The organism is Streptococcus sp. DTU_2020_1000888_1_SI_GRL_NUU_041A (genome assembly GCF_032387735.1).
Classification (GTDB): domain Bacteria; phylum Bacillota; class Bacilli; order Lactobacillales; family Streptococcaceae; genus Streptococcus; species Streptococcus sanguinis.
In genome coordinates, this window is sequence record NZ_CP135591.1 from 2,234,037 (window position 1) to 2,256,107 (window position 22,071).

The 22,071-nt window shown below is 42.6% G+C and carries 16 protein-coding genes and 2 pseudogenes; 2 read left to right on the forward strand and 16 right to left on the reverse strand.

Annotated features, from left to right (window positions below):
- Positions 1-76: 76 nt before the first annotated feature.
- The 7 genes and pseudogenes from RSK81_RS11020 to RSK81_RS11050 all read right to left on the reverse strand — a co-directional run.
- Entirely contained in the window at positions 77-4,642 is a 4,566-nt protein-coding gene (locus tag RSK81_RS11020) for an antigen I/II family LPXTG-anchored adhesin (RefSeq protein ID WP_315686824.1), read from the reverse strand.
- A gap of 311 nt (positions 4,643-4,953) precedes the next feature.
- The gene (locus RSK81_RS11025) at positions 4,954-6,150 is read right to left on the reverse strand and encodes a phosphoglycerate kinase (RefSeq protein ID WP_315686825.1); all 1,197 of its coding nucleotides are present in this window, start codon (positions 6,148-6,150) and stop codon (positions 4,954-4,956) included.
- 246 nt (positions 6,151-6,396) lie between these two features.
- Positions 6,397-7,086, reverse strand: a complete 690-nt coding sequence (locus RSK81_RS11030) for a VIT family protein (RefSeq protein ID WP_315686827.1) — start codon at positions 7,084-7,086, stop codon at positions 6,397-6,399.
- 168 nt (positions 7,087-7,254) lie between these two features.
- Positions 7,255-7,878, reverse strand: coding sequence for a TetR/AcrR family transcriptional regulator (locus RSK81_RS11035; RefSeq protein ID WP_002901577.1), 624 nt, complete (start codon positions 7,876-7,878; stop codon positions 7,255-7,257).
- A 39-nt stretch (positions 7,879-7,917) separates the two neighbouring features.
- Positions 7,918-9,000, reverse strand: coding sequence for an ABC transporter permease (locus RSK81_RS11040; RefSeq protein ID WP_315686829.1), 1,083 nt, complete (start codon positions 8,998-9,000; stop codon positions 7,918-7,920).
- A 1-nt stretch (position 9,001) separates the two neighbouring features.
- On the reverse strand, positions 9,002-9,718 hold the full coding sequence (locus tag RSK81_RS11045) for an ABC transporter ATP-binding protein (RefSeq protein WP_048768150.1): 717 nt from the start codon (positions 9,716-9,718) through the stop codon (positions 9,002-9,004).
- A gap of 160 nt (positions 9,719-9,878) precedes the next feature.
- Positions 9,879-9,983 (reverse strand): annotated as a pseudogene (locus tag RSK81_RS11050) (helix-turn-helix domain-containing protein); the annotation flags it as partial.
- Here RSK81_RS11050 and RSK81_RS11055 point away from each other — a divergent pair.
- Positions 9,983-10,351: pseudogene (locus RSK81_RS11055) on the forward strand (beta-carotene 15,15'-monooxygenase); the annotation flags it as partial. The pseudogenes RSK81_RS11050 and RSK81_RS11055 sit on opposite strands and share 1 nt — an antisense overlap.
- 114 nt (positions 10,352-10,465) lie before the next feature.
- Here the strand turns inward: RSK81_RS11055 and leuS are convergent.
- Positions 10,466-12,967, reverse strand: a complete 2,502-nt coding sequence (gene leuS / locus RSK81_RS11060; protein ID WP_315686832.1) for a leucine--tRNA ligase — start codon at positions 12,965-12,967, stop codon at positions 10,466-10,468.
- Between the two features lie 164 nt (positions 12,968-13,131).
- On the opposite strand from leuS, the gene RSK81_RS11065 reads away from it, so the two are divergent.
- Positions 13,132-13,695, forward strand: coding sequence for a methyltransferase family protein (locus RSK81_RS11065; protein WP_002901585.1), 564 nt, complete (start codon positions 13,132-13,134; stop codon positions 13,693-13,695).
- Positions 13,696-13,762: 67 nt separating this feature from the next.
- Here the strand turns inward: RSK81_RS11065 and RSK81_RS11070 are convergent, their stop codons facing one another.
- From RSK81_RS11070 to RSK81_RS11105, 8 genes are all read right to left on the reverse strand, one after another.
- The gene (locus tag RSK81_RS11070; protein WP_315686834.1) at positions 13,763-14,857 is read right to left on the reverse strand and encodes a glycerol dehydrogenase; all 1,095 of its coding nucleotides are present in this window, start codon (positions 14,855-14,857) and stop codon (positions 13,763-13,765) included.
- 47 nt (positions 14,858-14,904) lie between these two features.
- A complete protein-coding gene (locus tag RSK81_RS11075; protein WP_315686836.1) occupies positions 14,905-15,573 on the reverse strand; it encodes a fructose-6-phosphate aldolase in 669 nt (222 codons plus the stop codon).
- 14 nt (positions 15,574-15,587) lie between these two features.
- Positions 15,588-18,029 carry a glycyl radical protein gene (locus RSK81_RS11080; RefSeq protein WP_315686839.1) on the reverse strand — a complete coding sequence of 814 codons (2,442 nt, stop codon included), beginning with the start codon at positions 18,027-18,029 and terminating at the stop codon, positions 15,588-15,590.
- 168 nt (positions 18,030-18,197) lie between these two features.
- Complete coding sequence (locus RSK81_RS11085; protein WP_002898504.1) at positions 18,198-19,499, reverse strand: PTS sugar transporter subunit IIC; 1,302 nt, start codon at positions 19,497-19,499, stop codon at positions 18,198-18,200.
- Positions 19,500-19,516: 17 nt separating this feature from the next.
- Positions 19,517-19,828 (reverse strand): PTS sugar transporter subunit IIB, encoded by a 312-nt coding sequence (locus RSK81_RS11090; RefSeq protein WP_002896658.1) that lies wholly within the window; start codon positions 19,826-19,828, stop codon positions 19,517-19,519.
- A gap of 4 nt (positions 19,829-19,832) precedes the next feature.
- Entirely contained in the window at positions 19,833-20,171 is a 339-nt protein-coding gene (locus tag RSK81_RS11095; protein ID WP_315686840.1) for a PTS lactose/cellobiose transporter subunit IIA, read from the reverse strand.
- Between the two features lie 330 nt (positions 20,172-20,501).
- Positions 20,502-20,993 carry a hypothetical protein gene (locus RSK81_RS11100; protein ID WP_301412480.1) on the reverse strand — a complete coding sequence of 164 codons (492 nt, stop codon included), beginning with the start codon at positions 20,991-20,993 and terminating at the stop codon, positions 20,502-20,504.
- Positions 20,994-21,092: 99 nt separating this feature from the next.
- Entirely contained in the window at positions 21,093-22,064 is a 972-nt protein-coding gene (locus RSK81_RS11105; RefSeq protein WP_301412481.1) for a sugar-binding transcriptional regulator, read from the reverse strand.
- Positions 22,065-22,071 lie beyond the last annotated feature (7 nt).

The following is a 22,071-nucleotide window of genomic DNA, read 5'->3' on the forward strand; positions in this document are numbered from 1 at the left end:
TTAGACTTTTGCTACATAAGATTTTGCAGTATTTTTAAAGATAAAAAGGCTAGGGATTCCCTAGCCTCATCCATTATCAATCTTCTTTACCTTTCAATTTTCCTAGACCTAAAGCACCGATAATGGCTGCTAAACCTAGATATGGAAGATAGACTGTATCTTTGGCTCCCGTTTCTGGCAGAAGAGAAACAGGAATCTTTTTAGCTGCTGGAGTTGGATTGGCTCTTCTTGGATCGTTTATATCCGAAACAAGCAGATGCTGTGCCTTAGGAGTGACTGTTGTAACTGTATTTGAAGCATAGACTACGTGGTTGACAGTATTGATGTAGGTATTTTCAAAAGTACCCGCAGCAATCCGCTTCATCTGTAGATAGGTTTCAGCCTGAAAAGCTGAATCCAAAGAAATAGTCTCTAAGAATTCTTCCTTGAAACGAATAGAAATCAAGCCTTTCTCAAGATCAACATTCGCAGCTGTATACTCAGTCAAATCTGTACCAGCCTTTATCACCTTACCATCTTTGAGCGTGATGTCCACTTTGGCAAAGGTTTTGTAAGCACCCGTGTACTCATCTCCTCGTTGGTCATAATCATCCATAAAGCTATAGTCTGTCAAACCTTCAGAGTGGTTAGCAGGAATCAAGCCTCCGATGAGACGATAGTTAAAATGCCGTCCCAAAGTCAGTTCCTTGCCATCCAAGTTCTCTGCACTTGTTGGATCAAGACTCAATGTAATATCTTTTTCAGGACTGATTTTAGGAACATTGTTCACGACTACGTCTGTCGCATAACCATTTCCAAAGTCAATTTGATAAGCTCGGTTCTCGAATTTGCCGCCTGTGTGACCCATTCCTTCTTTGACTGCCATAGGGCTTGTTATCGTTAAAGACTTACCTGTTACGACATATTGGTCATAAAAGGCTTGGGCATCGTCTGCTGCAAAGAGTTGGAAAGAACCTTTAACAGTGATATTCGCCTTTTGAAGGAGCTCTCGAACTGCTGCAGGGGCTGTTTCAAGGCTTTCGTAGTGGGTCACTGTCACACCTGCCACAGCTTTGCCATCCGCATCTACTAGCTTGACTGATTCCGGACGAAGTTCAAGTGCTTCTTCTGGATAGTCATCTACATAGTAGAAACCTTTTTGAATCGTGCTCTTAGATGACTTGTCACCCTTATACTGATCCAAATCCCAAGTCAGCTCGTAGTAATTGGTCGAACCAGCCAAGACTTCCTTACCATCAATCACCAATCCTGCCTTATTTTTATTAACCTTGGTTGGCTTGATGTAATTATTGCTAGGATTGTCTGAATCATCAGGCTTGCCTGGCGTGGTCACGCGTACTACGTTTGAGCGGACACCATAGGCATCATTGACTGTCAGTGTGAAATTATTAGTATAGGTTGCGCCATCATTGAGTACTCGGCCAACCACTGTCGGAAAGAGCGTAGCAACCTCTTTGGTCGTATCTGCGTTATAAGTAGCTAAGGTTGCTGCATTTGCTTTAAATGTCACTGTGTGGCTAGCCTTATCATAGCTGACGTCAAAACCTGCACTAGCAGCTTTTGTTGCTTCTAAGTCAAATTCATAACCACTTGGCAGTGGATCAGCAATGACAAAAGAAGTCGTCTCACTGCGTCCGGCTGGAAGAGCTTCTGTCTTTAAGGCAAACTGAACGACGGACTGCTTAGCCACTAGAGTCTTATCAATATTGGTGCCTTGGTCATTTTGAATCTCTTTATTAATCTGCGGTTGAGATTGCAAGAGATGATAATGATAATGCACAGTCGGAGCTACGGGCGCTGCTGGCTCTTTTTGATAAACAGGCTCTGCTGGTGAGGTTGGCAGCGGGCTATAAGTTGGTTCTACCGGCTTATTAGGCTCCGGTGTATCTGGTGTAGGAGTTGGCGCTTCCGGCTCCTTCTCATAAGTCGGTGCTGCCGGAGGGGTTGGCTCTTTTTCATAGGTCGGTTCTACCACTGCTGGCCGGACAGTTTTTTCTACTTCATAGCTTGGCTCAGAAGGCTTACTAGGCTCTGGTGTTTCCGGTGTACGTGTCGGTGGCGTCGGTTCTTTTTCATAAGTCGGTGCTGCCGGAGGTGTTGGAAGAGCCTTCGGTGTTGGTGTAGTTGGAGCTGGCTCCAAAGGCTTAAGCGCTTCTTCACTTGGCGCTGCAGGAGCTGTAGGAGCTACTGGCGCTTCCGGTTCTTCTACTGTGATGATTGGCAGAGCATTCGCTCGGACATCACCATTAATCGCAAACCAAATATTTGGCTTCTTAGGAGCTAGTTTGTCAGCCCTACGTGGATCAGTAGCCTCTGGCTGGCCTAACACTTCAGAAGAGGAAATTGTTCCAATCGTCATACTGTTGGTTGTGCCAGAAATTTCTACCGCTCCTGCTCCATACCATGAGTTAGGAGCATCTGTAGTGTCCCAGCCTGAGTCCGGCTGAGCATTCTTATACATGGTAAAGCGAGATCCGCCAACTCCTTTTTTGAAGTTTTCAGACTCAGTCGCATAAATTTGGCCGTTCTTTTCACCAATAGATGAACCTGAAATCTTGTTGAAAGTTCCGGTATAATCTTTGGCCATTTCGATAGAATTAGCTTCACGGTTGAGGGAAGCCACGGACATCAAGGCCTGATCAAAATTAATAGGTTGGCCTTTATCATCATAAAAGACAAATTCCGTCTTCACAAAGAGAGAGGTTGCATCTTCAAAATTTCCTGTATAAGCTGAAGCAAAAACTCCCATTGTCGGGTCTTTAAAAATACCTAACCAGGCCTTATCATTGCGGAATTGAGAGCTTGGATCAAGGGTATAAGTATAGACAATTTTAGAAACTTTTTTCCCTCGATAATAAGTTCCCTGAAGATTTGTATAGGTTGCTGTTGCAGACTGACCGCGGCTCAACAAAACAGAAGACCATTCAGTCGGTCCTTTACCGCTTGTTACGTTAGAACTGTAGTCTGCATACTTGCCAACGGTACCAAAGCTTTCCTGCTGGTTGGTCTGATAGTTAGCATTTTGAATATCTGTTACTTTGAAGTTGTCCAGTTGGAAGAGTTTCTTAGAAAACTCTGCAGTATTCTTTACAGCGGCTTCCATACCAGCATAGCTGACAAACTCACCAGTTGTAGTCAGTGACAGATCAGCATTAGGTTCTGATTTGAAAACCAGGCTTTGCGCAATTGGACGGCTCAAATGCCCGTCTTCAGTCTTCTTTGTTTCTGCAAGAGCCAGTCCAGCCTTAATCTTGGCCTGTTCAGCATCATATTTAGCCTTATCTTGCTGATACTTGGCTAATTTTGTGTTATAGACAGCCAAATCAGCATTATACTGGGCCAACTGAGCTTGATAGTTTGCTTGGGCTTGAGCATTACGCTTCTTGATTTCTTCATTTTCAGCTGCTATAGTGGCATTCTTAGTTTGGTTCTCTGCTAGCTTTTGCTCATATTCTTTTTGAGCTGCTGCATTTGCAGCTTCAATTTGAGCCTTTTTAGCTTTATAAGCTGCTAAATCTGCTTCATATTGAGCTTTTTTATCTTGATTTTCCTTTTGGATACGGGCTAATTCTGCATCATAGGCTGCTTTAGCCACTTGGTAAGCAGCCGCATTATCTGCGTTGGTCTTTTGAATCGTTGCTAAATCTGTTTGATATTGGGCAAGTGCTGCCTCGTAGGCCGCTTTTGCAGCCGCATTCCTCTGTTTAATAGCTTCATTATCAGCAGCAATCTTAGCATTGGCAGCTTCATTGTCAGCCAAAGCTTTTTCATACCGAGCCTTAGCTTCCGCATTCGCTTTTTGAACACGGTCCAGCTCACTAGCATAAGCCGCCAGAGCCGTATCATAATTAGCCTTTGTTTCCGCATTCAGTTTTTGAACACGGGCCAACTCTGCATCATAGGCCGCTTTTGCCGCTTGGTAAGCAGCCGCTTTTTCTGCGTTGGTCTTTTGAATCGTTGCTAAATCTGTTTTGTATTTACTAAGTGCCGCTTCATAATCTGCTTTCAGCTGAGCATTTTCTGCTGTAATCCGAGCCACTTCTGCTTGATGAGCAGCCAAATCTTTAGCGTATTGGTCTGCAGCCGCTTTGTTTTCTGCTGTAATCCGAACTACTTCCGCCTCGTAGGCTGATACTTTTTCTTTGTACTCCTTGACCTTGGCATCAATATCGGTTACTTGCGCTTCATAATCTTCTGCAATCTCCGCTTTTTTGTCTGCAGTTTCTTGAGCAGTCTGAGCTACTCCTTTGTCAACAGCTGGGTCTTTGACCACTGTCAGCCCAGCTTCTTGAGCTTTTTTGGCGCTTTCATCTAAACCAGCTGTTGGAACAGTCACTGTCACACCGCCATCTGCCTGACCTGCTCGCGCCTGACTCTCTTTAGATGCCTGACTGGCTGATCCTTGAGCTTGAGGCAGATTGGTCGCTGCATTTCCAGTGCCCACCATTTCAGTATTGACAGGACTATTGGTATCAGTTACTACTTCATCTGCTCTTACTTGCATCGTTGACGTTAAAAAAGCCGCACCTAGAACGGCACCGCATAAAGTTTTAACAGCCTTATTTTTCCGAAAACCAAAAACTTCTTTTTTCTTCATTTTTCTCCTCCCTCTGCTAACTTTTACAGTCAGCAGTTTTCTCATGCCCTCTGAAAATCAAAAAGTAATGGAAACCTCTCATCAGAAGCTCCATTCTTATTTTGATCCTCTTTAAGCATCAGAATATATATGTATCTTAATCCTAACAAGTTTTGCCTCGTTTTGCAAGCATTTTATGCTCGTTTTATTTACCTTTATGCAGATTTAGACATCCAAGGAAAAACGTATTTTTATTGTGGGATTTTTCCCTACAGCAGGACAATGAGAATTCAAGAAAAAGACCAGCTTTCACTAGTCTTTCCTTATTACAGTTTTGTACTTGTTATCTACAAAATCAAAGTTTCTAAGCTTGCTGCTTATTTTTCAGTCAGTGCTGCAAGTCCTGGCAATACTTTACCTTCAAGGAGTTCCATTGATGCACCACCACCAGTAGAAATCCATGAGAACTTGTCTGCACGGCCAAGGTTGATGGCTGCAGCAGCTGAGTCACCACCACCGATGATTGATTTCACACCTGGTTGTTTCACGATAGCGTCCATGACACCGATTGTACCTGCTTGGAAGTCTGGGTTTTCAAATACACCCATAGGGCCATTCCAAACAACGGTTTTCGCACCAGTCAAGGCTTCATCAAATTTAGCGATAGATTTAGGACCGATATCCAAACCAAGGAAGCCTGGATCCACTGCTTCACCTTCAGTATCTTTCACTTCAGTATAGTCCGCAAAAGCATTTGCTTCTTTAGAGTCAACTGGCAAAATCAATTTGCCGTTTGCTTTTTCAAGAAGAGCTTTCGCAACATCCAATTTGTCTTCTTCTACAAGTGAGTTACCGATTTCGATACCTTGTGCTTTGTAGAATGTGTAAGTCATACCACCACCGATAAGTACTTTATCAGCTTTTTCAAGCAAGTTTTCGATAACACCGATCTTGTCAGATACTTTTGAACCACCAAGAATGGCTACGAATGGACGTTCTGGAGTTTCAACCGCTTCTTGGATATAAGCAATTTCGTTTTCAAGAAGGAAGCCAGCAACTGCTTTTTCAACGTTGCCTGAGATACCTACGTTAGATGCGTGTGCACGGTGAGCTGTACCGAATGCATCATTTACGAAGATACCATCTCCAAGAGATGCCCAGTATTTACCAAGTTCTGGATCGTTTTTAGATTCTTTCTTGCCGTCCACATCTTCAAAACGAGTGTTTTCGACCAAAAGAACTTGTCCATCTTCAAGAGCATTGATAGCTGCTTCCAATTCAGCACCACGAGTGACACCTGGGAAAACAACGTCTTGACCCAATTTAGCAGCCAAGTCTGCAGCTACTGGTGCAAGTGATTTACCTTCTTTGTCTGCTTCTTCTTTTACACGTCCAAGGTGAGAGAAGAGAATTGCACGACCGCCTTGCTCAATGATGTATTTAATAGTTGGAAGAGCGGCAGTGATACGGTTGTCATTTGTAATCACTCCGTCTTTCAATGGTACGTTAAAGTCTACACGAACGAGGACTTTTTTACCTTTCAAATCAACGTCTTTAACAGTAAATTTTGCCATGTTACAAAAACTCCTTTTCATATTTTATACGCAACTATTATATCATATTTTCCAAAAGTTTTCTTGATATAAGGAAAATTTTCACAAAAAAGAAGTGCCACGCACTTCTTTCTCTCGAACTTTGGAATTAGAGAATAGGAAAAAGGGCGCTAAACTCATTCAGACAATAGTTAAAGCTGGATTTTTTCTCTAGATTTAACAATTCAAAAAGTCAGTAAAACTACTGACTTCAACTTTTTCTACTATCTAAATTGCAAAGACTTGCCCTACTGCATAGGTGACTGCCATGGTTAAAAGACCGATCGCGAGGTTGCGAATCATAGCATTTTTGAGCGGTGCTTTGCCCAATCTAGCGCTGGTATAGCCTGTTCCCAAGAGGGCCAAGGCCACGATTAATACGGTTGCCCAGATACGAACGCCGGCTGGAAGCAGGATAATGGTAATCATAGGAAAAAGCGCACCAACAGCAAAGGCTAAAAAGCTTGATACGGCAGCATGCCAAGGATTAGTGAACTCCTCAATCTCAATGCCATATTTTTCCTGCACCAAAGCCTCCAACGGATCCTGGAGAAAAGCCCGATTGGTCATGAGCTGGGCAGAAGTCTCACACTCGCCATTTTGAACATAGGCAGCATAGAGAGACTGCCTAGCGATATCTGGATTTTTTTCTAAAAGCTCCCGCTCTCTGGCAACAGCAGCTTCTTCTGTATCCTTTTGAGTAGACACAGACACATACTCTCCACCAGCCATAGAAAAGGCACCAGCTAAGACAGCTGCCAAACCTGACAGAAAGATAATCCAAACATTATCTGTCGCACTAGCTACTCCAATAACCACACCTGCTATGGAAATAATGCCATCATTGGCTCCTAAAACCCCAGCTCGCAAGATATTTAGCCGACCACTAAAATTCTTATCAATTTTATGCTCTTCCATTTTTATTGTGCTCCCTATTTTTTATTTATAATCATTATAAATAAAGAGTTGACCTAATACAAGGAAAAATCGAAAAATGAGAAAAGTTCTACTATTTAAGAGAAAGAATAGATTAATAAAAATATTCCTCAAAGATAAATCTTAAACTTCATTAATACAATGCAAGCATCATCTCCACAAACCACCTAAGATCTGTTTTTCTAATAAGTCTAAGTCTTCCTCTTTTATTTCTCCATTGTCGCTAACGATATAAAGCTGAGCAAAGTAAGCCAACAATGGACCAACACAAATACGAACCATTTGAGGAATCGTTAACTCTGGATTTACACGTGGATCTGCTAGCAATTCCTTATGAAGCACTCGAAGTTTATCTTGAATAGCATTCCAGATAAAAATCTGTTCATTTTTTAGTTTTTTATTTGAAAAACTCTCTTGCAGAATGATTTTCATCAAAGCACGATTTTTTTTGAGATAGCTCATACGATCGTGGACGAGATAACGAACCCTCTCTTCTGTCGTTTCAAAAGCTAAGAGTTCCTCAAAAAAACTACCGAAAATGCCTGGGACTACAGGATGTAAAATAGCCGTCAGTAAATCATCCTTCGTCTTAAAATACTTAAACAAAGTTGCCTGACTTAGTCCAGCACGCTCAGCTATGTGAAGAGTTGAGGTCCCATGGTAACTCCTGGTTGATATGAGATCCACTGCTGCCTGCATGATTTTTTTCTTTCCTTGAGGGTAATTCGCTTCTTCTAAGTAATCTTCAAACGATTCAAAAACAGTCTTATCCATCTAATCTTCACACCTTTTTAGCATTATTTATGTTGATTTCTAAACTTTACGATAACGACGCAATCCAACAATATTAAGAATTGTTAAAATGATCAAGAAAACCATTAAAACACCAAGATTTGACAAAATATCACCAAGATTGTGCCCGTAAAGAATAATCTGGCTTATTGCATCACCAGAATAGGTTAATGGCAAAAATTTCCCCACAGTTGGAGCCCATTCTCCCATGGATGACAATGGAATAATTCCTGAGAAAAAAAGTTGGGGCATAATCACGAGAGGAATAAATTGCATCATTTGGAATTCTGATTTTGCTAGAGTAGACAAGAGAATTCCAAAAGCAAGTGCTACAAGAGCCAGTACCACATTAACTATTATAACATTTAAAATATTTCCTACAACTTCTACATCTAGTAGCCAAATTGCTGCTAAGACGACAACTGCCGTTTGAAAAATCGCAATAATACCGTAAGACAACATATAGCCATAGACGATTTCAGAACGTTTCACTGGAGTTGCTAACAAGCGATCCAAGGTTCCACTTGTGCGCTCTTTCAAAAGTGCCATACCAGAAATCAAAAAGACAAAGAAAAAGACCACAAAGCCAATTAAAATTGGAATCATACGTGCAAAGAATCCAGTATTTTTATCTCCATATTGGTAAGATTCTTTGATTTCAGGCGCCTTTGCATCTAATTTCAATTGTGGAAGAGCTTGTTTGACACGAGATAATAACTGATCGGTGCCTTCATTGACGATACTTGTTCGTAACACTTGTCGTGTCATAGTTGTTTTAGAAGCATCCGTATTTGCGTAGTCGACCTGATACTCACCATCTTTATACGATATGACTGCATCTACTTTCTCGTCAGCTAGAGCTTTTTTAGCCTGATCTAAGTCTTGATAAGTCTCGACGTCCACATGATCGAGCTCATCCATTTTCGTTACCAAACCAGTTGGTAGATCTTGTGTCGCTAACTTGACATTCACGGTTGTACTAGCTGAAAACATGAGGTTCATCAGCCACATAATAAATACCGGCGCTACAAACATCATAGCCAAGGTTCGTTTGTCACGAAGCAATTCTTTGATAACTTTTTTAGCAATAGCAATGGTTCTCATCTTACTCTCCTTCTGCTTTCAAAAATACTTCTTCAATACTTGAAACTTGATAACCATCTTTTAAGTGTTGCGGTGTATCAAAAGCAATGATTTCTCCACCTAATAATAAGCCGACCTTATCCGTTAACTCTGCTTCATCCATAACATGGGTAGTAACTAATATCCCAATCCCATTGTCTCTAAGGGCGAATAATTCTTTCCAGATTTTCTTTCGAAGAGAAGGGTCGATTCCAACTGTCGGTTCGTCCAAAATCAAGAGCTGAGGATTCCCCAGAAGCGCGATGGCTAAAGACAAGCGTCGCTTCATTCCTCCAGAATAACCGGATACCGTTTTATTCAAATGCTCTGTCAGATCCACAACTTGAGCCACATGGGCAATTTCAGCTGTCAGATCTCTTTTGGATAGCCCTTTTAGCTGACCAAAAAATTCTAGATTTTCTTGACCTGACAAAGCCTCATATAAAGCATCTGACTGGGCCATATAACCAATATCTCCTAAAATATGGCGATTGGGCATAGTGTGATTTAACACTAAAGCTACGCCTCCATCAGCCTTTTCCATTCCTAACGTAGTCTTAATCATAGTTGATTTACCAGCACCAGACGGACCAATTAATCCTATAATTTCTCCTGTCTGCAATTCAAAGCTGACATGATTCAGAACTATTTGATGGTCAAAAGATTTTACTAAATCTTGTAAATGTAGTAATGTTTTCATTTACTTCCTCCTTGGTAAGTGATTACTTACTAAATATAAACCTATTATAGTGAGTAATCACTCACTTGTCAAGAAAAAAATCTGAATTTTTTTAAAAATAAAGTACCAGATATTATTATCTGATGCTTATAATGGATAGCTATTGCTTTTAGAGCTGTTTCTAAATCTCTTCTCGATACTCTGAAATGGTCTTTCCTGTCCACTTTTTAAAGGCTCGTGAGAAGGAGGACACTTCCGAATAGCCCAGCAGATAGGCTACATCATCTTTATAGCCACTATCCGATTTTTATTGGTTTGATTATGGTCACTGTTTCCATGAGTTTTCTGGTTAATCCAGAAGCCAATCATTTCTTTGCGACTAGCTTCTTCTATGCTGGTATCGGGCTCTTCCAAGCTGCGGTCTTGTCAAATGGTCGCTTCAACACGAGTTACCTCAAGTATGACAAAATCTATTATGGCTTACAAGCTACATTCTTCCTTATCGGACTGCTTCTTTCCCTTCTGTTCTCAGACAACCCAACCATCGTCATTGCTATCGCAACTCTAATGACCTTGGCGATGGAAATTCATTTTACTCATTTTTATATGAAACAGACCAAGAAATTCTCAAGACCTAATTGGGAATTGTTCTAACAAAGAAGACCTTGAGAAAATATTCTCAAGGTCTTCTTTGTATTTGATAGCAATAGCATTTTATTGTCTAATGCGGACTTGATTGAAATCTCCTGCAAATGCAATGCAAACCAATTATTTCACTACAATATTAACCAATTTATTTGGAACGCTAATGACCTTTACAACTTCTTTGCCGGCAATTTCAGATTTAATTTTCTCATCTGCAAGGGCAATTTCCTGCAGTTCCTCACGGCTCAGATCTTTGGCTACGACTAGCTTAGCACGAACTTTGCCCTTGATTTGAACTACGATTTCGACCTCTGCCTCGACAAGCTTGCTTTCATCATAAGTTGGCCAAGCTACGTAGGAGATGCTCTCGTCTGTTTGAGCTAGTGACTGCCAGAGTTCTTCAGCCAAGTGCGGGGCAAAAGGAGCCAGCAATTGGACAAAGCCTTTGGCATATTCGACATAGAGTTTTTCTTCCTTGTTGGCTGCATTGACAAAGATCATGAGCTGGGCAATGGCTGTGTTAAACTTGAGCTCCTCAATCTGCTCTGTGACAGCCTTAACCGTTTCGTGGTATACCTTGTCCAAGGCTCCGCTATTTTCAGAGACCAGCTCCTTAGAGTTAAGAAGACGATAGACCCGATCCAGGAACTTGCGGCTACCTTCTAACCCTTCCTCGCTCCAAGCGATAGATGCATCCAGCGGCCCCATGAACATTTCATAGACACGCAGTGTATCGGCACCGTATTGCTCTACTACATCATCTGGGTTGACTACATTCTTCAGAGACTTAGACATCTTAGCAGGCGCCTGCTCCAGCTCTTCTCCTGTTTCGATGTTGAAGAAAGAACCATCGCGTTTTTCCACCTTATCTGTCGCGACAAGAGCACCGCGGCTATCACGGTAGCTAGTCCCCAGAATCATCCCTTGGTTAAAGAGTTTTTGGAAAGGCTCTTTGGTCGGAACCACTCCGATATCATAGAGGAACTTGTGCCAGAAGCGAGCGTAGAGGAGATGGAGCACGGCATGCTCCGCACCACCGATGTAAATATCAACTGGCAGCCAAGCCTTGAGCAGATCTTCGTCTGCTAATTTCTCATTATTGTGCGGGTCAATGTAACGCAGATAATACCAGCTGGAACCAGCCCATTGGGGCATGGTGTTGGTTTCGCGGCGTCCTTTGACACCGTCTTCGCGAGTCACTTCCAACCAGTCAGTCAGATTGGCCAGAGGACTTTCACCGGTACCAGAAGGACGGATATCCTTGGTTACAGGCAGGACAAGTGGAAGTTCATTTTCAGGAACAGCCGTTGAGATGCCATCTTCCCAATGAATGATTGGAATCGGCTCACCCCAGTAGCGTTGACGGCTAAAGAGCCAGTCGCGCAGACGATAGGTGACTTTTTCGTTTCCGACACCTTCTGCTTCCAGCCAAGCAACCATCTTTTCAATAGCGGCAGCCTTGTCTAATCCATCTAGGAAGCCAGAGTTAATATGCGGACCGTCCTCTGTATAAGCAGCTTCAGCAACATTGCCACCCTCTAGAACCGGAATAATCTCTAAATCAAACTGCTTAGCAAACTCCCAATCGCGCTCATCGTGCGCAGGAACAGCCATGATAGCCCCTGTTCCGTAGCTTGCAAGCACATAGTCGGCAATCCAGATGGGGATTTCCTTGCCATTGACAGGATTGATGGCATAAGCTCCTGTCCAGACACCAGTCTTCTCCTTAGCCAAATCAGTCCGAGCCAGGTCGGATTTGAGGCTGGCTGCATGTTTGTAGTCTGCTACTGCTTGGGCTTGTTCTGCACTTGTAATGGCATCGACGAGAGCATGCTCTGGAGCCAAAACAGCATAGGTCGCACCAAAAAGAGTGTCCGGACGAGTGGTAAAGACAGTGAAGTCCTTGTCTGTGCCCTTAATCTTGAAGGTTACATTGGCACCGATTGACTTGCCAATCCAGTTGCGCTGCATATCCTTGATAGACTCTGGCCAGTCCAGCTCCTCCAAGTCATTGAGCAAACGTTCTGCATAAGCTGTGATTTTCAGCATCCACTGACGCATAGGCTTGCGGACAACTGGATAACCACCGCGCTCAGATGTTCCGTCTGGCAGAACTTCCTCATTGGCGATAGCCGTTCCCAGCTCTTCAACCCAGTTTACTGGCACTTCAGCTTCATAAGCCAGGCCTTTTTCGTAAAGCTTGGTGAAAATCCACTGGGTCCACTTGTAGTAGTTAGGGTCAGTTGTATTGACCTCCCGGTCCCAGTCATAGGAGAAGCCCAGAGCGTTGATTTGACGCTTAAAGTTGGCAATATTTTCCGCTGTAAAGTCAGCTGGATCATTCCCTGTATCCATAGCGTATTGCTCAGCTGGCAAACCAAAGGCATCCCAGCCCATAGGATGAAGGACGTTATAGCCCTGAGCTCGCTTGTAGCGACTGAGGATATCTGTCGCCGTGTAGCCCTCCGGATGCCCTACATGAAGCCCCGCTCCTGATGGGTAAGGAAACATGTCCAGCGCATAAAAGTTAGGCTTGTCCTTATCCGTACCTGTCTTAAATGTATGGTGCTCCGCCCAATATTTCTGCCACTTGGGTTCGATTTCTTTGTGATTATAATAAGCCATTCTTTTCTCCATTTTTTGTACTGTTTCTATTATACCATTTTCAAGGGATTTTGAAAGACGGAATCCAGTTTTCACTGACAAAAACTATAACTCATCTCTAAAGCGTTAGTCTCTGATTGACCTCTAAAATTAAAAGTTGTATAATTCTGACTGGAGGAATAATCATGAATTTACAAACTATTTTCACTTATGTTTTCTTTGTTATTTTTATTAGCACAGAAATGTGGATTAAAAATAAAACTAAGTCAAACAATGTAAACGACTCTGCAGATAAAGGGAGCCGCTACATCATTATCGGCAGTGTTATCTGCTGCTTATTTTTGATAAACGGACAATTTCTCGACTTTGTCCCCCACTTACCCAGCCTCACTATCTATCTTGGAATTCTCATCTCCCTAGCAGGGTTCGCATTGCGAATCTATGCAGTCAATTATCTCGGAAAAAACTTCACACTGGCCGTTCAGACAACCGATAGTCAACAATTAGTAGACCATGGTCCTTATGCTATTGTGAGAAATCCTGCTTATACTGGCAGTATCTTGTCTATCCTTGGTCTATCGATTACATCACTAAATCCTCTGACAATCATTATCAGTCTTATTTTACTGGTGGTAGGATATAGCATTCGACTTAGAGTAGAAGAAAAAGCTTTAGGCAATCACTTTGGGAAAAATTACGAAGCTTATTGCCAAAAGGTTAGATACCGAGTTTTTCCTTATATCTGGTAATCTCATTAAAAAACAAGCCGCCTCGTCAGCCTTATGGTTGAAAGGTGGCTTGTTTTATATTTTGCTTTTATTTATCCAAATCCCTGACATATTGGTCAACCGCTAGGATGGCACCTGCAATGTCAGAAGCTGAAATCTCAAATGGCATCTGATGAATGGTTTCGCCCTCAATCGTCGCTTGCTGACCAACTTTGAGCAAATCTTCATAGCTAGCATTTTCTAAATGCATTTCTTTCAGAGTTGTCGGCATACCGATTTTTTGATAGAAGCGAATATATTTTTCCAATTCTTCTTTAGGTCGGTTTTCTAATAAGAGCTGGGTCAAAGTTCCATAGGCAACTTTTTCGCCGTGGGTCAAGTGATGAATATCGCCTGTAAGAGCTGTAAAGCCGTTGTGGATAGCATGGGCTGCCGCTAAACCGCCGCTCTCAAAGCCGACGCCGCTGAGAAGGGTATTGGCTTCAATGATATTTTCCAGAGCTGGAGTTACAACTTTTGCTTCACAGGCTGCGATAGCCTGCAGGCCATCTGCAAACAGGGTTTCTTCACACTTCTTCGCAATTGCTACACCAGCTAAGCTCTGTCTTTGTCCCAGCATGGTAGTGCCATTTTTCTGCTGAACAGCACGCGCCTCTACCCAAGTCGCCAAACCATCTGCAATCCCAGAAGCTAGAAGTCGTTTTGGCGCTCCAGCAATCACTTTCGTATCCACCAAGACGAGTTCAGGATTTTTACTATAGAAAATATACTTTTCAAAGGCGCCGTCTTCTGTATAGATAACAGAAAGTGCTGAAGTTGGGGCATCTGTAGAGGCAATGGTTGGCGCAATGACCACAGGACGTCCTAGTATGTCTGCAATCGCCTTCGCACTGTCAATGGTTTTTCCACCACCTAGGCCAATAACTAAGTCTGCTCCGTCTTTTTCAGCCAAAGCAACGACCCGATCAATTTCAGCATCTGAAGCTTCTCCGTTAAAAGCGACATGCAGCACATGAAAACCATAACGAGTAAGGTAGTCATTGAATTTTTCCCCAACAATCTGGTAAACCACATCATCACAAAGCAAGACTGGATGGCTTCCTAATTGAAGAATCTGTTTTGCATTTTCAAACAGAGCGTTTTCTCCCTGAATATAACGAGACGGACTTGCAAAAATTCTCATAGAACACCTCTTTCATTTATTCATAAATAGAGCATTAAATATGCCTTTTAAATGTATTCCTGATTGTGAATTGCTGACCAGTCTGCTGCAAAGTCATCCACTGCCTTAGAGATAGACGGCATGGCAAAGGCTGCTGCAAAGATATCTGGTCCTGCTGTAATGGCTTGGGCCCCATCAGCAAAAGCACGATTAATTTGGCTAACATTCTTAAAGGACGCTGCCAATATTTTGCTGGCGGAATGTTCCCGCTCAATCGCTTGAGCCAGCTGGCTGATGACAGCATCTGAATCAATATTGAGATTTTCCATGCGGTTATAGTAAGGAGCAAGGTAGTCCGCCCCCGCTTCAATAGCTAATAGCCCTTGAAAAGTTGTATAAATGGCTGTCGCTGTAATCTTGTAGCCTTCTGCTTTGAGAGTTTTGATAGCTGCCAGCCCAGCCGGTGTGACTGGAACTTTAATATAGACAGCATCGCCGCATTTTTTTCGAATTTCAGCAGCATCTTTCAAGATTCCCTCATAATCCTTGGCAACAACCTGCACATGGATAGATGGACCTTCTCCTATGATTTCCCGAACAGCGCGAATCCGTTCAAAGAAATCTATTTCTCCTTCTTTTTTTGCGATGGTCGGATTGGAGGTCACTCCCGCCAAGGGGAGGACTTCCGACCATTTTTTTATCTCCTCTAAATTTAAGGTATCAAGCATGAATTCCATAAATTGGACCTCTTTTACAATGTGTGCTCCGTACGTCCGATAATATCATCTTGCGTCGCCTTGGAAAGCACATTGAAGAAAGCAGAGTAGCCTGCAACACGAACAATCAAATCGCGGTGTTTTTCAGGATGCTTCTGAGCATCAATCAAGGTTTCCCGAGAAACGACATTGTATTGGATATGATAGCCATGCAGACGGTTAAAGAATGTACGAAGCAAGGCAATAAGTTTCACTTTATCTTCTTCCTTAGACAGGGTCTGAGGATTGACTTTTTGATTGAGCAGAACGCCTCCTACGATTTCATCTGTCGGCAATTTAGAAACAGATTTCAATACGGAGGTCGGGCCATTCTTGTCCATATTGTGGGATGGAGAGCAGCCTTCAGCGAGCGGTGTTCCGGCATTGCGGCCATCTGGTGTCGCCAAAGTACCGCGACCTTGACCTACATTGGCTGAAATAGAAGACGTTCCTGAGTAGCGGATACCGCCAATTGGACCGCGACCATAGCGGGTATTTGGATATTTAGCGATTTCATCCACATAAATATCGTAAGCATCTGTCACTAGCTTATCTGCGTAATCATCATCATTACCATATTTTGGTGCATCATGAATCAGCATCTCTTGAATTTCTTTACCACGCTCACCAGCATAGTCCGTTTCAAGTGCATGCCAGAGTTCAGCCGGAGTCAGCCTGCCTTCCTCAAAGACCAGCTTCTTGATGGCCGCCAGTGAGTCTGATAGATTGGCAATACCGACTTGAAGACCAGAAATATAGTCATAGACAGCTCCGCCCTCTTTCAAATGCTTACCGCGTCCGATACAGTCATCTGTCAAAGCTGAGCAGAGGATATCCGGCACTTCTCTTTCAAGAGACAGGTCGATAGAATTCTCCACGATGACACTCATGCGGGTCAAATGGCGCAAGGTCTTGTCCCAAGCCGTTTGCAGCTCAGCAAAGCTCTTCATATCTTTAAAGTGACCGAAGCTTGGTGCAAAGCGCTTGCCAGATGCCGGATCAATCCCATCGTTCATAGTAATCAGGAGTACCTTAGGGAAGTTCATGTAGCTCATACCTGTACAACGGTAGCCCCATTTACCAGGCACAGCAGTTTCCACACAGCCGATAGCACTGTAGTCGTATGCGTCTTCTTCCAAAACTCCTTTAGCAATAAAGGACGGAATGATGATTTCATCATTATTGAACGCCGGCATACCGAAGCCAAGCTTCATGACTTCGATACACTCATTCATAAAGCGAGCATCTAAGCCTGCATGATAGCGAACAGTCAGATTCGGCTGAGGAAGATGAGTTTGAGCTACAGATTTCAACACAAGGTAGGAAAGCGGGTTGACTGCATCTCTCTTATCTCTCGTTTGGCCACCGATTGTCACATTTTGATAAAGGGGACTGCCCGCAGATGAGAATGTGTGGGCCTGGCTGCGCACTTTATTAATGGTAATCGTCTTAATCCAGAGATTGGTTAAGCGTTCTACAATGCTAGCCTCTGTCTCACGTCCAGCTTCCAAATCCGCCTTGACATAAGGATACATGTACTGGTCAAAGCGTCCATAAGAGAGTGAATGTCCGTTGGACTCAATCTGAAGGATACACTGGATAAACCAAACAGACTGAACAGCTTCAGCAAAGGTTGATGCTGGCTCGTACGGCACTTTAGAACAGATTCTAGCGATTTCTAAGAGCTCTTGACGGCGCTTAGGCTCTGCTTTTTCAGCAAGCTGATTGGCCAAGGCCACAAAACGCTCCGCATAAGCTTTCACAGCATCTACTACGATGAAAATGGAATCATAGAAGTGGTATTTGTCAAGACTAGCCGGATCGGTCAAATCCAAGGCTTCCTTAGCTGCGCGAGCTTTTTCTTCGAAACCTTTCAGTCCATAAGCCAAGAGTTTTTGATAGTTGACCGCTAAGTGGGCGTCACCAGAGTTCATCTTTCCTTCCATGCCAAAGAAACCTGTTTCCATATAAACCTGAACTTCTTCTGGAAGTAAAGCTCCTGCTCTCGCACGGAGGTTATTGTTTTCCCAGAAAGAAGCGATGCTGCGGAGCTGCTCTTTGGTTTCCTCTGTGATGTAAAAGACGTCTCCGTCCCGCTTCTCAAAAAGATCTAGTTCATTGAGTACAAACTCTAAAGTATACTCTGGGAAGATAGGCGCGTCTTTATTAGATGAAGCTTGATTACCGACAATCATCGTTTCATCTTCGATATAAAGCGTCATATTCTCCAAAATCTCTTTGAGCATGTAAGCACGTTTCAACACATTTGGTTTTTCCTTATGCTTATCATAAGCCTTGGTAGCTATGACAGCGCGCTCTGCATCAATATAGGGCTTTTTATTTAAAACATCTTCCCGATACTTATCCATCCGCTCTGTTAAGCTGCCAAAATAGTCTGTTTTTATTGTTGTTCTTTCTACTTCTTTTACTTGGATCATTTGGTTACGACCTTTCTTATGAAATTTAATTTATTTCTTTCGTAACTATTTTAACATGCAAAATCCTAGAATTCAATCATTTATAGGCGATTACTGAATTAAAGATTTTTTGCACATTTGTGCCATCTGAGCCAAGAAACTTTTGTGTTTTTATCCATCAAAATCAGATTATTCTTCATTTTTCAATTCGTTATTGTAGGCAATCTTATCCTGAAACTTCACAAATGGGAAATAGACAAAGGCGGACATGGCTAAGATGACAATTTGAATGACTGCCCCTTGCCAGCCAGCGACCATAAAGCCAGAAATGATAGCCGGTGTACTCCAAGGCAAAGTCACACCAGCGAATGGCTGCATAAAGCCAACCGCAATCGCCATGTAGACAATCAAAGCGGCTAGAACCGGTACCAAAACGAAGGGCAGGAACATGACCGGATTCATCACAATCGGAAAGCCAAAGACAACTGGCTCGTTGACATTAAAGATTGCCGGGAAAGCAGCAACTTTCCCCAGAGCCTTATACTGTTTGGACTTGGCAGCAAAGAGCATGGCTACGACCACTCCAAAAGTGATACCGGATCCCGATAAGATAAGAAAACTATCTAAGAACTGTTGGGTCACAATATGAGCGCCTTGACTGACAGACAGCTTATCTGCAGCAAGCAGGGCTTTATTGGCATCCAGATTTGATAACAGCAAGGCTGTTACGACACCATTGACAACGGACTGCCCATGGACGCCGAACCACCACAAGAAAGAAATGAAGAAAGCAATACCGATAGCTCCATACAGAGAGCCCGTCAGACCTTGCAAAGGCACCTGAATAACATCGTAAATCATCTCAATAAAGGTACCGCCACCAGTCGCTATCTTGGCAATAATGTAAACAAGCATTGACAGCAAGAAAATAACGAAAGCTGGAATCATGGCTTCAAACTGCTTGGCAATCGCTTGAGGAACCTGCTCTGGCATTTTGATGACAATATGCTTTTGAATGAAAATCGTATAGATACTGCCAACTGCCAGACCAATGAGAATGGCCCCAATGATTCCTTGTCCGCCAAACCAGACCTTGGCAATCGCATCTGCAATCGCCTCACCCTTTTCTGGTATGTAGGAGGATTTTAAGAGGATAAAGAAAGAAGAAAGAGACAGCACCCCTGCTGGCAGAGGCTCTACGCCGCTGTTCTTGGCATAGGAATAGCCGATTGAAAAACAAGAAATCAGCCCCATAATGGCAAAGGTTCCTGAATAAACCTGCATAAACGGTTCTGTCCAGTCTGCCCCAAACACACCAGCAATGGCTTGATTTAGACCTTCAAACGGCAATTGCCCTACAATCAAGAATAGACTTCCCACAACTGTAAGGGGCAAAATTGCCAACATACCGTCTTTTAAGGCGATAATCCCGCGCATATTGACAAACTTCATAATCGGCGCAATGATTTTTTGAGTATCCACTTTAGACATAACGAAGCTCCTTGATTTTAATGTTTATCCAACAAACTCAAAGCGAGGTTTAACACTTTTTCGCCATCTAGCATACCGTAATCAGCCATCGGAATAACTGCAATCGGAGTATGGCAGCTGTCGCAAATAGCTGTAGATTTGTCTAGTGTATAGGCTACCTGCGGGCCCAATAAAGCGACATCCAGATCCGCTGCATAATCAGCCAACTTAGCCTGAGAGTAAGCTTCAATCTCAGCTTCCAGCCCTTTTTCAGCTGCAGCTATCTTCATATTGTTGACCAACATCCCTGTTGAAAAACCTGCCGCGCAAAACAAACCAATCTTAACCATCTTTTCATCCTCCTGATGATTCATTTTTCCCTTGTAATTCTCTTCTCAAGTCGATGATTTCCTTGATGAGATTAATCTCTGTAATGCTGGTCATCAAATGATCTTGAGAATGGACAAACAGCGCTGTAATCTCTGTTTTTGTTCCTCCAGCTTCCTGAGCTAGGAACTTGGTCTGCAAGTTATGGGCCTCTAACAGCGCCTTATCTGCCAGCTCAATCTGCTCATCGCATTCTGAAAACTTACCATCTTTAGCTAGTGATAAAGCTTGATAAATATGCAGCTTGGCATCACCGGCGTCTAGGATAAGGCCCATGATAATTTGATCTGCTACAATCATTTCCATATGTTACAACCGCTCCTATCTTTATAATTAACAAAAACCTGTTCTTTTGTTTGAAAGTGATTTATTTTTGTTTGTAACTAGAATGTATCACCTTTATCTCAGTCCGTCAATATATTATAGAACAAATTAGCTTATTTAAATTATTTTGCACATTTGTGCAGAATAAAAACTCCCCCCATAAAGGACAGTTCTGTACAGCTGTATTCATCTGCGATTCAAAGGCACTCTATTAGATAAGAACGATAAGCAGATTCGGCACAAAAAAGAAGCAGCGGCTATTTGCTTCTACTTCCTCATATATGCTATTTTAAGAAACCGAAACTTATCTTTTTATACGGCCTTCTCAATTTCCTTTGCTATTTTACTTTTCCGCAATTTCCTCTGGAGGATGTATTCCAATAAAACAGCAGGATTCAGACTGTAGGATAATTGCCATTTAAAATAATTAATCCACTCGATGACAGCAAAAAACCAAATTGCTACAGAGATTATGAAGGTGGAAAAATCACTGGAATTAAAAATGATTATCAGGGTTCCCACACCCAGTAAAATAAGGTCTAAAATCTTTAGTACCCTGTAAATCTTGCCTGTATATCTTTCAGCAAATCTTGGATTGGAAATCCTTTTTATCAAAATCCACCAAAAAACAGAGCCCTGTATCAGAATAAAACTCAGTACAAACAAGGAGAAAGAAATAGAAATCAAAGCTCCAGTAGTAAGAATCCATTTTTTGAGAAGGAAAAAATTCATCCAAAATACTAGCACAGCGACTAGCTCTCCTGTGGCTAAACTAGTCAATTTTCGTTTCATCGGCTTTTTCAAATCAAGAATCCACCTCCATACATAGCTGCTAATCCACTATTAAAAATGGGATCCTAAATTACGTCTTGGAAATCTCTTGCACATGAGATTCCACTGACATTAAGAAGTGAAGAAACTCCTATCTCCGTCCAAGTCAAGCATTTTTAGAATCGTCGCTTCATCCGTAACCAAATGATTGACATAGCCAGCTCGCAACACCGCTAAGATAGCAGCAGATTTTTGACTGCCATAGGCAAAAGCCAAACTAAGCGGCACCTTTTTCAAATTTTCCAAAGAGATGGCGATCGTTCTATTTTGCAAATGCTGGTAGACTATCTCCCCTTTTTTATTAAAAAAGCGGCAGCAGATTTCTCCAACAGCATCCTGACTCTCTAGAGCAAGAAAATCCTCCGAGGTCAGCATGTCCAACCATTGACGATTTCTCGTGTCAACCTGCCCTCCAATACCAACTACAGCCACATCCAGCTCCTGCCAGCTACTTTTCAGATCTTCAAAATATTTAGACGCCAATATTCCATTTGTCAGTTGCTCATTCTCCTGAATAATTGTGGAATTCATAAAACGGCAGTCCCCATGGTATTTTCCAGCCATGCTATAGATGAGGGTGTTCACATGGTAGCGTGCATGGATATGACTGGGACCACCGGCCAAAGGAAAGAAATGGACATTTGTCAAATGCTTACTGCTGGAGTGCTCTACTAAAAGGCTCAAGCTCTTGCCCCAAGAAAATCCCACTTTATCATTGTCTTTAATCAGGCTGCGTAGCATACCCGCAGCAGCTTGAGCCAACCTCTCTTCCAGGTCTGCTGGAGATTCATCCACTAAATTACTGACAATTTCGATTCCCTTGAGCCCGTATTTTTCTTTTACATAGTTTTCCAAATGGAACAAGCGGGTATCAAAGTCTTCAATCTCAATCTTTACAATGCCCTCTTTTTTAGCTTCTGCCAGCATTCGGCTGATGGTGGTGCGATAAATCCCTGTCTCAGCCGCAATGTCAGACTGGCTTCTTTCTTCTATGTAGTAGAGATAAGCAATTTTTGCCAATAGTTTTTTTCTTTCATTTTTCATCTTATCT